Here is an 11,751-nt window from a genome sequence, read left to right as displayed (position 1 = left end):
TTGCAGAGTATCGAGAATAACTTCTAAGGTTTTTCCCTGTTGATGTCCTTGTAATTGCTTGACATTTTCCAGAATAAATGCTGCGGGTTGTTTGGCTTTTAAAATACGGGCAATCTCAAAAAATAGCGTGCCTCTGGTATCCTCAAATCCCTTTAAATTGCCACAAATACTAAAGGGTTGACAGGGAAATCCTGCCATTAAAATATCATGATTGGGAATGTCTAGGGCAGCGATTTCGGTAATATCTCCCTGGGGTTGGTCGCCAAAATTAGCGTGATAAATTGCCTGAGCGTCTTTATCTATATCGCAGGAAAAAACACAATCAGATGCTAAGTTTTTTTGGCGACAAACTTGTGCAATTGCGACTCGAAATCCTCCCAAACCACAAAAGAGGTCAATAAAACGGATTTTTTCTTTGTTTTTTAGAAGGTTCATTAATAGCCTATGATCGGCAGTATCGCCAATTATGGGAATAATTAAAAAAGAGACGCTTCTAGAAACGTCTCTAGAGGATTTACTTGCGGTTTTAAACCGTTTCTACCAAGGGACGGGTTAATTTATCCAACTGTTGGGTTAACAGACTCAGGAATAAACCCACATCGGTGACGATACCGACCGATTCTACCGAACCTCGATCGCTTAATTTTGTCACCACGGCCGGGTTAATATCGACACAGACCATTTTTACCCCTGCCGGTGTCATATTGCCCACACCGATGGAATGGAGCATACTAGACAGCATGAGAATCATGTCTGCACCTTGAATTAAGCGGGAATATTCTTCCTGTGCTTTAATTAAATCCATCTCCGTATCTGGAAGCGGACCATCATCGCGAATTGAACCAGCTAGACTGAAGGGGACATTATTCTTGACGCATTCATACATTACGCCTTTTGTCAATACCCCGGCCGATACAGCTTTGGCGATGTTGCCGTGGCGACGGATGAGGTTGATAATCTTCAGGTGGTGACGATGGCCACCGCGTACGGGGATACCTTTCTGCATATCTACCCCTAAAGAAGTACCCATGATCGCCTGTTCCATGTCGTGAACTGCGATCGCATTTCCCCCCAGTAAAGCGTGAACGTAACCATCGCGGATTAAACGGGAGAGATGTTGCGCTCCTCCGGTGTGAATGACCACTGGACCTGCCGTTACCACCACTTTACCGCCTTGGTCGCGAATTTTACGCATTTCCCAGGCAATCTGCTCGACGGTTAACTCGACTCGGCGCTCGCTGGAAACCCCCGCACCCATAAAGGTAAATTCCTGGGTGCTGTTGCGTTGTTCCCGGGATTCCGCCTGTCGGATAGTACGGATGCCCTCAACTCCCACCATAACGCGATCGCCAGCTTTTAAATCCCGCAGCAGAGTACATTTCGCCGTTTTGCCTTCCGGACTTTCAGTGACGACGATGGCTGCATCCATGCGTTGATTTTCCACCCGCACCCATTCACAATTCACCCGCACTTCCGTGGGATAGATGGTGCTGACATAAAAATCATCGGGAGCGACCCCATCTTGTGTCACCACTGCGGTATTGACATCACAGATTTCTTGGGGACGAGCGGCCGCACCGAGGTCGATCAATTGTACCATGATCTCCTCCATTACCTCGTGGGAGGGTGCAGAAACGCGCACTTCTGCTGAGGAGGTACTTTGGCGCTCAATCCCTAAAGTGAAGTTTAAAACCTTGAAACTGCCGCCATTTCCTACCACAACATCGAGAGCTTTATTCATAATTCCCGCGTCGAGGAGATGACCTTCTAACTGGAGAATGCGACTTTCAATGGTGACATTAGCGTGATGGTCTGGAATTAAGGGTTCCGTGGTACGCAGGGTTAAACATTTAGCGGCTCCTCCTGCTTTTAAGAATTCCGTCAGGGGAGTTTGTACCACTTCAAAGCCTTTTGCTGCTAACTTATATTGTAAATCGTCACTAATTTTATTCATGACGATTACTTGACCGATATTCACTGCATTACAAGCAAAGTTAACCGCATCGGCTTCTTCAACGATAATGCGTTTTTCTTCGGGAATTTTTAACTCAATTAACCGATTTGAATAGGCATCAAAAGCATCGGGATAGTAGAGAAGATAGCCACCACTAAGGGGACAAAAACAGGTATCAAGGTGATAGAAACGTTCATCGATTAAACGTAGGGATAAAACCTCGATATCGAGCCATTTAGCGATTAAAGGGTGGGAATCTAACTCGGTTCTGAAGCCATATCCTGCCCATAACCAACGTCCTTCCCGATCTAATAATGCGTCTCCTGCACCTTCAAAGGGTAAATCTTTTGGCAGTTCATGAACCGTAAAACCGTTATCTTCAAACCACTGTTTAAAATAGGGTTCTTCTCCCTGTCTTTCTTTGTGTAAAAAGCGACTGAGAACGACTATTTTTTCCAGAACTAATCCCGCATTAGCGGTAAAAACCATGTCAGGCCAGCCTTTTTCTGGTGTGACTAAATCCACGAGCGCCCGATCTTTGAGAATATGATAAAGCTGCTGCCATTGTTGCCTAGCTTTTTCCTGGGAAGATTTGTGAATGTTGCCCTCCATCCAAGGATTAATCACATAATCCACATCGTAATGATCGGGAGAACACATCAAAAAGCGAATAGTTTCAGTCATATTTTTTGACAATGAATATTCAGTATAAGTAGTCTGGAGATAAGTTTAGACCAATCTTCTATTATACTCTACTTTGCGTCGAAACATCACAGACTTAAGATTAGGACAATTCCTCTGCCACAAGCTAAAAACAGCCTGATTCTAGCCGATAACTGACGGCTAGAAGCTTAAATTATTGTAAATCCTGATGTTTAAATAACCCCATAAATTTCGATTTGCGTCCGTGTTCCTTAATTAAACTTTCCCGATAAGTTTGCCATTCTTCCCGTCTTCCCGACATATAAAAGGCATTACGAGCTTTTTTCAGCCATTTAATCGCTTCTTCGTAGCGATCAGCCTTTTTTTCGTCGAGTATCTTTTCCGCAGGAGGACGCGCGCGATCGATTACCCAGTTAGGATCGACGCTAGCAGCCGCATCCATTATCCGCCAAATTAGGTGAGACTGCACATAGGAATTACCAGAAACCACTTCAATTGCATCTCTAACTAAATTTTCGTGGATAAATATATCGATTTTAGCCTCTGTGGAACGTCCACCGCTAAACTCGCGCAAGTAATCTAACAAGTCTAATTTTAAATCGGGCCAATCTTCCCCAGCTAAAGACTCAATTTTTTGGTAATGGGAAAAGGAAGGTTGGTCTTGAAATGCCTTAATTCTAGCAGCCAAAGCTGTATCTATATCCCCTAAAGATTGCGCTAGTTCACTTGTCCAGAGAGCTAATTGATAATAATAATTTCCAGGGAAATTTAGACCAATCTGGGCAATTATTAGAGCGGATTCTGGAGCGGATTCATCCCGTAAAGCTTTGGCAAAAAAGAAAGCTTCATCGTTCTTGGTTATCATGTTTTTTGCCGCTGCCATCGCTTCCTCAATGCGATCGAGATAGACTAACTTAGTTAGGTATTCTATCACTTGTCCTGAAGCTAAAGCTAGATTCAAATACTCCTGATCTTTTTCCTGTTTCTCGAAAATTTCTAAGCGAATAGAAGTTAATGTTTGGGCATAATCGGGGATATTCCCTGACCACATTTCTGAAAAATTAGCCGATTCTCCTCGTAAAATCTTCTCTAAAACTGGATCGTCCCATCCCTGTTGTAAGGCTGCTAAACTCATCTCAAAATCGGCACTCCATTCATCTTGCCATTGCTCGATCTTTTCCCTTAAATCTTGCTTTTCTTGGGGATTAAATTCCTTGCTTAAAATTGCTGCCGTTAGAACTCGATCGATTCTGGCACTTAAATCATCATTAACAGCACCGTAATCTTCTAAATTATCCCATTCCTCGATACAGGCACTAATAATTGCTTCTAAAATAGCGATCGCATTATCCGGTTCTCCCTTTTGATAATAATCTTGGGACTCATCCACTAGGGCATAAATTTCATTAGAAATTGGGTCTTCTTCGTAGTAATCTTCTTCGATCGCTCGCAGGGATTGCCGCAGTTCATTACGGACAGTATTACGATAAGCTTTGACATTAATAGTTATCTTCCCTCCCGCTTTATTAACTGGGGTAGCTGGAAATAAAAATTTATCAATTGTCTCGATAATTTCTGGGTGTTTAGCCACTAAATGATTAAGCAATTTTATTAATTTACTTTCATCGATCGGTGTCACTAACTCCTCTAGAGAAGCTTTTTTGATAATTAATTCTGGTTGACGAGAACAGGTTAATAAAACCGCCACAATATGCTTACACCAACCTTCGTAATCGTAGGGACAGGAACAGCAGACATTCTCAAGATTATCTTGGTTAAAATCCATGGCAACTCGATAGGGTTTAACCTCACTACCACTCACTAAAGCTTGCAGATTTTGCCCCCGTTGCCAAAGAGAAATAACTGCACCGTTATCGTAATAATATTGACCGCGCTGATAGGAAGCATTGGTGCTATTTTGCCGGATAATTTTTTCATTGATAGGAGGAATAATCATAGTCAGAAAAGGAGAGGATTGGGTGATAAAATCTTGTCTGTGGCCAGAAAACTGCCAGCACCGAGGCGGACCAGTGCATCAGCAACCGAGTCAACTTATCTTCAGTTTAGCCTAAATGTGCTATAGTGAAGACACTATGGAAATTAAAAACATTCCTCTGTCCCAAATTCGTCGTCCTTTACCGCGACAAACCGATCCCGAAAAAGTTAATCAGTTGATGCAATCGATCGCTGAGGAGGGATTAAGAGAACCGATCGATGTTTTAGAAGTGGATGGTAACTACTACGGTTTTTCCGGTTGCCATCGCTTTGCAGCTCATCAGCGTCTCGGTAAAGAAACAATTCTCTGTCTAGTTCGTCGCGCTCCTAAATCCGTTTTAGCTAAACACATCGCTTAAGCTGAGAAGTCCCATGAATGAGTCCTTATATAAATATCATCGGCAAAAATTAGAGCAGTTAATGGCAGAAATTGGCTGTAAAAATCTGGAAGAATTGAGTCGGTTATCGGGTCTATCTTCTTGGCAATTGCAGAGAGTTCGCCATGGTTTAATCGCCAAATTATCCTCTGAATCTTTGGTGAAATTAGCTAATGCGCTGCAGCTGCCAGTTAGCGATCTCCTCGCTCATTTTCAAATCCCGACGATGGGGACAGAGTATCGTTCAGGGGAATCAAAAATTATCGAACAAGAGTATCAAAATTTACAGCAAAAATTAGACCAGCAAAAAGAAGAATTAGCCGCAGAATTTCAACGTCAAAGCATCGAAGCGATCGAATCTTGGTTAGTTCAATGGCCCACGGCCGAGGCCGTTGCCCGCAAAAATCCCGACCTAGCAGCCGTCAAAATCCTCTCCCTAGTTAAACCGATTATGCAGTTACTGGAGCGCTGGGGAGTGCAACCAATTCACAGTGTCGGTGATCATGTCGGTTACGATCCGCAAATCCATCAATTGATCGATGGTCAAGCAGCAATAGGTACACCTGTTCTAGTGCGTTATCGGGGCTATCGTCATGGGGAAAAACTACTTTATCGTGCTAGAGTGAGTTTAATTAAAGTAGAAATGCCGGAAATTCAACCAGCAGAAACAGAAAATGTCACCGCTTAAAGTGATAATTCTTGCAGAGCTTTAGTGCCGCGAAAACGTCTTCGGAGAAGTTCTCTGAAAACGCTATCGATAATCGATCGCAAAAGCAAAGAAAATTTTTCCAGCATCTTGACAAATTTGCTTATATGTGCTGGGAAAAATTCCCCCATGGTCTGCTTTTATCTCATCGGTAAAGATTGCAATCCCAAACAAAGTCCTTGACAGACTCTTGCTAGGAAATTTAAGTAGCCGTAGTGGACTGTTTCAGCTAAAATAGGGCAATAGATTTCGGCTTAAAGTCTTAGATTATAGAATTTATAGCATTTTTCTAATACACCAAATTAGCTGAAACAATCCACTACACGCTACACTACAAGCTACACTCAAGATTAAGAAGGAAACCGAGCAAAAAGTAATGAGATGGTTGTTTTAAGTTTGTATTTGTGCTACAAGAAGATCGAACATTGATGGCAGCAGATAATTTAATCAAAAGAGCCAATGGATAGAGAAACTGAGGGAAAAATCGGGGAAAATAATAATTGTTAATTATAAAATATTCTGTGGGGCTAAAATCATGACATCAATGTGGACTAGCTATGAGTGTATCGTTGTCGGGGCAGGATTAGCAGGATTAGTCGCTGCGCGTAATCTCCAGAGGCGAGGTCATCAAGTTCTGGTGATCGAAGCGCAAAATCGTTACGGTGGTAGAATGTCTGGTCAATATCTCCCCTCCGGACAGTGGATCGATCGAGGTGGTCAGTGGGTGGGCCCAACCCAAGAGCGTTTTTTGGCCCTCCTCGAGGAGTATAAAATACGTCGTTTTCCCTCTCCCAATCAGGGAAAAACCGTCCTAGTGTTCAACAACAAACGCTATGAATTCAACGGTTTTTTTCAGGGTTTCCACGAGGGAGAAGTACCCGATATCGGCGCGGCAGAATGGCAAGATGCGATGTCAGCATGGGTGCGTTTTCAAGAACTAGCCAAAACCCTACCTTCAGGTTATCCCCAAAGCAACGATCACACCAAAAAACTAGACAGTAAAACTTTTGCCCAGTGGATTGAAGAAAACACAAGCACAGATTTTGGTCAATGGTATTTTGCTTATATGGCGCGTGCAGTGGGGTTTCTCGGGCCGGCCGAACCCCACCAAGTCTCACTGCTGCACGTTCTTTGGGGACAAAATTGCGCCGCTCAAGCCGAACATCCAGAAGCCGAACTGATCCATGGCGGAGCGGGACAAATTCCCGACAAGATCGCGGCGGAGTTAGGAGAGCGAATTCGACTGGGGGAACCGGTTTTTCGCCTTAATTATGACTCGGCTGGCGTGACCATAGAAACCAGCCAGAACACTTTTACCGCTAAATTTGCCATCATTGCCATGCCGCCCCATCTTGCCGGCCGCATTATTTATGATCCACCGATGCCACCCCAGCGAGAACAACTAACCCAACGAGTACCGATGGGATGCTGCGCTAAAGTCCTGATTTCCTATGAGCGACCTTTCTGGCGAAAACAGGGACTAGCCGGACTTGCCCAAGGCAATTGTCAATGGTTGGAACTCTGTGCTGATAGTTCCGATCCCGAAACTGGCGTGGGGGTAATCGCCACCTTCCTAGTTGGCGATCGCTATAGTCGTTGGCGCTCGATGAGTAGCCCAGCGCGCCGTGCCGCCGTCCTCTCGGATTTAGCTATTTATTTCGGTCAAGAGGCCCTTTTCCCGATCAGTTACGATGAGGTGGATTGGCCCGGGGATCCCTGGACTGGTGGAGCCTATGCCGCCTTTATGCCCCCCGGAGTCTGGACAAGTTTCGGCAAGGCTCTTTTTACTCCCGTCGGACCGATTCACTGGGCCGGAACAGAAATGGCCGATCGCTGGCCGGGATTTTTTGAGGGAGCGATCCGCACCGGTGAGGCAGCGGCCGATCGAATCGCCTTGCTTTTACAGGAAAAATGAGCATCTACAGGGCTACGCCACCTTTTAGGTCAAAAAAAACCTGATAGTCAAGTTTCGCCGGCTAATGGGGTAAAAAACTCTTAAATCATCACTATTTCGCCTTGGTAATGTTCGACGAAATGCTGCACACGATGACGATATTCTTTAATTGTCCGATCGACCCATTCGCGCTGCTCACTGTTAGCGTAGATATGCACTAAAGGTTCTCCAGCATCGGGTAAAATCAATACCCAGTCATCATTAAGGGGATTAATCACCTTCACCCCATCGATCAACTCTAGATTATCAGTAGCGTGAGTTTCCACCAGATAGCGCATCAGAGAACCCTTTACTTTCCAAGGACAGCGCACCGCCGTACTTTTATTATAAATGCGCGGTAACTCGGCCCGCACCTGAGCTAGAGAACGTTCCTGAATGGTTAACATCTCCAAAAGTTTCGCCACGCTGAACATGGCATCGAAACCGGGATGTAATTGCGGAAAAATAAAGCCAGTTTGCCCAGATCCTCCTAAAACCACATTAGGATTGGTTTGACATCCTTCCATTAAAGCGCTAGGACTGGCTTTTGTCCGCACCACCCGGCCATCGTGACGACGCGCGATCTGTTCCACGGCACTAGAAGCATGAACCGGCACTACCACTGTACCGCGAGGATGGGCGGTCAGAATTGTATTCACCATTAGAGCAGTTAATTGTTCCCCGCGAATCGATAAACCACTCTCATCGACGAGGACTAATTGTTCCCCGTTTGCCGAAACTTGTACGCCTAAGTTCGCTTTCAGGGCCTCCACCACATGGCCCAATTGATGGATTAGTAACTCTCTTTCCTGCATGGAAAGGGCATTCTGACGTAAACTGGCATTGAGAACCACGGCATCACAGCCAAATTTGGCCAGTAATTCTGGTAAAATTGCTCCCGATACTCCGTAGGCGTAATCGATGACGATTTTGGAACCACTATTGCGAATAGCCTCCACATTTAGCTGAGTTTCAAAGGTTTTGCGGTAATTATCGAGAATATCAGCCGGATAGGACATACTGCCGATTTCCTGCATTCCCACCCGTCGCAGATCTTCTTTGAAATAGGCCCCTTCGATTTTCTTTTCCCTCGCTTTGGAAACATTAATCCCTTTTTCGTCTAAAAACTCGATTAAGAGAAAATCCGGGCGATCGGGATGAATGCGAACGTGAATTCCACCGACTACGTTTAATTTAGCCACTAAAGTCCGCGAAATCGGTAAAGCATTCGCTTGTAGGTTTTGGATATTAACCCCCACGGACATTAAACCGGCAATCAGCGATCGACTGACCATGCGCGAGACACTACGTTGATCCCGGGAGACGATTACCGTTGACCCCGGTTTGAGGATGGAACCGTAGGCTGCCCCCAGTTTAACGGCGAATTCGGGCGTGATATCGATGTTAGCCAGGCCCGATACTCCTCGTTGACCAAAGAGGTTTTTATGGGCAGTATTTCCCCAAATCAGGTTAATATTGAGGATGGCTCCCGATTCGATCTGTTTACTCGGCCAGACTCTGACCCCAGAATTGATCTGCGCTTCTTCCCCCACGATCGATAATTGTCCGATCACCGCACCTTCGTGTACCTGGGCCCGTCGATCGATTCTGGTTCCCCTAGCGATCGTACAAGCGACTAAATTGACCTCATCCCCGATCACCACACCATTCCAGAGGATGGGACGTTTCAGATCGGAACCAGCACCGATGGTGACATTATCGCCGATAACCGAACCCCTCTCGATCAGAACATTTGCACCAACGCGGCAATGATTGCCGATCATGACCGGGGCCTCAATGTGGGCGCTAGGATCGATATAAATATTAGTACCGACCCACACCCCGGGGGATTTTTCTCGATAGGGAAATTCTAGGTTAACTTTGCCGGATAAAGCGTCGTATTGCGCTTCTCGGTAGGCCTCCAGATGACCGACATCGCACCAATAACCATCGGCCACATAACCATACATAGGTTCGCCCCTTTGCAGCAGCAGCGGAAACAAATCTTTAGAAAAGTCGGCTTCTTCTTTGTAGGGGAGATAATCGAGGACTTCTGGTTCGAGAATATAGGTTCCGGTGTTGACAGTATCGGAAAAAATCTCGCTGGTGGATGGTTTTTCGATAAAACGGCGAATTCTGCCTTCTTTGTCGGTAATCACTACCCCAAATTCGATCGGATTGGGAACCCGCGTCAGGACAAGGGTTGCTTTCGAGTTTTTACTTTTGTGGAATGCGATCGCTTTTTGCAGGTCAAAATCGGTGATACTATCGCCACTAATCACCAGAAAGGTATCATCTAACCATTCGGCAATATTTTTCACACATCCTGCGGTGCCTAGGGGTTGATCCTCCTCCACAGCGTAGGTAATTTTTACCCCAAAGTCGCTGCCGTCTTGAAAGTAGTCGCGCATGACATCGGGGAGATAGTGCAGGGTGGTGATAATTTCGGTAATGTCATGCTTTCGTAGCAAATTGATAATATGTTCGGCGATCGGACGGTTGAGAATCGGGACCATCGGTTTGGGAAGATCACAAGTAAGCGGACGTAATCTTGTCCCCGAACCACCTGCCATTAGTACCGCTCGCATAATTTCCTCCCAAGGCTATCTTTTCGCCGTTTTTAAATATTTTTTTCAAATTCTGGCTTTAGTTTCCCGACATCGATCAAGCTAGTCCCTAACCGGCATTCTAACACCGTCCCCCCGATTGAGGACAATATTTTCTTTTCCCAAGTCGGCAAAACCAAAGCTTAAAATAGGAGATGTGAATTGTCTAAATCTAAGGATGAGATGGCATGAGACTGGTTATTTTTATCTTAATAATTGTTTATGGTGCCGGTGGTTGGAAATTCTGGAATGGGTACAGAAGCACTAACTTTAGTTCCAGTTTACCCAATCGTCTAGCTCTAACACTGTTCTGGCCGCTGCTCTTCGCTGTTCATCCTGCCTATCGCAAGAATTTTAGAAAAGCCTTCAAGGGCAAATAAAATTAACATACTGCCAAGGTCACGACCATAAAACAGAAACTAGGTGGGTATCGAGGCGTTTTCTGCTGGATTAGTCGAGATTACCCCCCCAAAAAAAACCCTAAATAATCCACGGCAATCAACACTTTAGCCGTGGATGGCTTATCATGGTTAGGGAAAAAATTGGGGTCGTAGCTCAGTTGGATAGAGCGAGTGCCTCCTAAGCGCTAGGCCGCCGGTTCGATCCCGGCCGATCCCGCCTTTTTCAGTGATCAGTAAACAGTAAACAGTGAAAAGATACTGGGAAACTGCTATTTAATACTGCTCACTTAAAACTTAAAACTGATAACTGATCACTGATAACTGGTATTTATCTTCTCATTCTGCCCTTAATTTGATACCAAAGCCTTCTTAAACGTAGATCGAGAGAAAAACCTCGACGGGTGGGAATAACAATCGTGCCACCGATGCGATCGTGGAAAGCTTGGTTAAATTGCTCATCACCGATCGCCATACCACAATCGGCGAAAAGGGGCGAAGATAGTAAAATCAAACTTAAAGGATTGCCAAAAAAAGTATTTAACCCTAACATCATTAAAGCTGCCCCCCCACCAGCGATCGCCTCTCGTTTGCTTAACTCCAAAATTCCGGGTAAACGCTGAAGTCGTAGATCGATGATCTTCATATCCAAGGCCCAACGGCCTAAACTCTGACCCTGATTCTGCGCTACCAATAACACCCGCAAACACCACCAAATCAGGAGAAAAAGGAAGAGTTGCAGTACAGGCGCACTATTAGCAAAGGAGCTTAAAAACCAGATCGAGGCAAAGTCGATTAGGAAAGCATAGGCGCGACGATCTAAGGGAATTTTCGGAAATTTTTGCGGTAGATTATCTTCAGGCGGGATCGGGTAAACCATAAAGTAAATTCTCGGAAAAATCCTGCGGTTTATCGAAAATTTGGGTTAAAACCCCGTCGTTTTACGACGGCTTTTCTTGATCTTTAATATAGCACTTAAGAACTTCCAGGGTTGCACCTCCTACAGAAGAAACAAAATAACTAGGAGACCAAAGAGCATCTTTCCCATAGGGTTTAGGATAGCCAGCTTGTCCATACCTACGACTAGAAACCCCTTTTAAAGAATTAACCATTACAGAA

The 11,751-nt window shown here is 45.0% G+C and carries 10 protein-coding genes and 1 tRNA gene; 5 read left to right on the top strand and 6 right to left on the bottom strand.

Features of this window, described 5'->3' with window-relative positions; genetic code table 11:
• The 3 genes from dcm to IM319_RS06590 all read right to left on the bottom strand — a co-directional run.
• The coding region (gene dcm, locus IM319_RS06600) for a DNA (cytosine-5-)-methyltransferase (protein ID WP_287735066.1) at nt 1-435 on the bottom strand (435 nt) is incomplete at its 3' end.
• Nucleotides 436-526: 91 nt separating this feature from the next.
• Entirely contained in the window at nt 527-2,638 is a 2,112-nt protein-coding gene (locus tag IM319_RS06595; protein WP_287735065.1) for a TIGR00300 family protein, read from the bottom strand.
• Between the two features lie 172 nt (nt 2,639-2,810).
• Nucleotides 2,811-4,574 carry an SWIM zinc finger family protein gene (locus tag IM319_RS06590; RefSeq protein WP_287735064.1) on the bottom strand — a complete coding sequence of 588 codons (1,764 nt, stop codon included), beginning with the start codon at nt 4,572-4,574 and terminating at the stop codon, nt 2,811-2,813.
• A gap of 115 nt (nt 4,575-4,689) precedes the next feature.
• On the opposite strand from IM319_RS06590, the gene IM319_RS06585 reads away from it, so the two are divergent.
• From IM319_RS06585 to IM319_RS06575, 3 genes are all read left to right on the top strand, one after another.
• A complete protein-coding gene (locus IM319_RS06585; RefSeq protein WP_286826284.1) occupies nt 4,690-4,971 on the top strand; it encodes a sulfiredoxin in 282 nt (93 codons plus the stop codon).
• Between the two features lie 13 nt (nt 4,972-4,984).
• Nucleotides 4,985-5,677, top strand: a complete 693-nt coding sequence (locus IM319_RS06580) for a helix-turn-helix domain-containing protein (protein WP_287735063.1) — start codon at nt 4,985-4,987, stop codon at nt 5,675-5,677.
• A 553-nt stretch (nt 5,678-6,230) separates the two neighbouring features.
• Nucleotides 6,231-7,610 carry a flavin monoamine oxidase family protein gene (locus tag IM319_RS06575; RefSeq protein WP_287735062.1) on the top strand — a complete coding sequence of 460 codons (1,380 nt, stop codon included), beginning with the start codon at nt 6,231-6,233 and terminating at the stop codon, nt 7,608-7,610.
• Nucleotides 7,611-7,690: 80 nt separating this feature from the next.
• Here IM319_RS06575 and IM319_RS06570 read toward each other — a convergent pair whose 3' ends face one another.
• Nucleotides 7,691-10,216 (bottom strand): mannose-1-phosphate guanyltransferase, encoded by a 2,526-nt coding sequence (locus IM319_RS06570; protein WP_287735061.1) that lies wholly within the window; start codon nt 10,214-10,216, stop codon nt 7,691-7,693.
• A 206-nt stretch (nt 10,217-10,422) separates the two neighbouring features.
• Between IM319_RS06570 and IM319_RS06565 the strand changes: the two genes are divergently transcribed.
• Nucleotides 10,423-10,614: a hypothetical protein gene (locus tag IM319_RS06565; protein ID WP_287686097.1), complete on the top strand. Its 192-nt coding sequence runs from the start codon at nt 10,423-10,425 to the stop codon at nt 10,612-10,614.
• 164 nt (nt 10,615-10,778) lie between these two features.
• Nucleotides 10,779-10,852, top strand: a tRNA-Arg gene (locus IM319_RS06560).
• A 111-nt stretch (nt 10,853-10,963) separates the two neighbouring features.
• On the opposite strand, the gene IM319_RS06555 is transcribed toward IM319_RS06560, so the two are convergent.
• Both IM319_RS06555 and IM319_RS06550 read right to left on the bottom strand, forming a co-directional pair.
• Complete coding sequence (locus IM319_RS06555; RefSeq protein WP_286826278.1) at nt 10,964-11,512, bottom strand: RDD family protein; 549 nt, start codon at nt 11,510-11,512, stop codon at nt 10,964-10,966.
• 61 nt (nt 11,513-11,573) lie between these two features.
• Nucleotides 11,574-11,751, bottom strand: a 178-nt coding sequence (locus tag IM319_RS06550) for a transposase (protein ID WP_287735067.1), incomplete at its 5' end; no start/stop codon positions are given.

It is taken from the genome of Microcystis sp. M113S1 (genome assembly GCF_020246945.1).
Lineage (GTDB): Bacteria > Cyanobacteriota > Cyanobacteriia > Cyanobacteriales > Microcystaceae > Microcystis.
This window is presented reverse-complemented; position numbering and strand designations above follow the sequence as displayed.